Here is a 371-nt window from a genome sequence, read left to right as displayed (position 1 = left end):
TTAGCATTCCTGTAGATCGTTATTTTTCGACTTTGAAAAAAATAGGACTCCTAAGTAAGATATGAGTATAGACACCACTCTAACTCACAACTTAAGGAGGAACCCTACTATGAAGTTTAAAATGCAAAACAAACAAAATCAACTAATAGAAAGAATTTCCGTTAAACATCTTGTTGTTGGCGTGGATATTGCTCAACAATTTCACGTGGCCAGAGCTGTAAATTACCGTGGAATTGTTGTTGGAGATCCACTTACATTCAAAAATAATGAAGAGGGATTTGCTAGTTTACTTGAATGGATTAAAAGTCTTCAAATATTAAACAACCTAAGTGAAGCTATAGTTGGGATGGAACCAACTGGACACTACTGGA

At 35.0% G+C, this 371-nt stretch carries 1 protein-coding gene; it reads left to right on the top strand.

Features of this window, described 5'->3' with window-relative positions; all coding sequences use genetic code 11:
• Positions 1-109 precede the first annotated feature (109 nt).
• A partial coding sequence (locus FS608_RS29775) for an IS110 family transposase (RefSeq protein WP_144556155.1) occupies positions 110-371 on the top strand: 262 nt, incomplete at its 3' end.

It is taken from the genome of Bacillus sp. X1(2014) (assembly GCF_007678255.1).
This window is presented reverse-complemented; position numbering and strand designations above follow the sequence as displayed.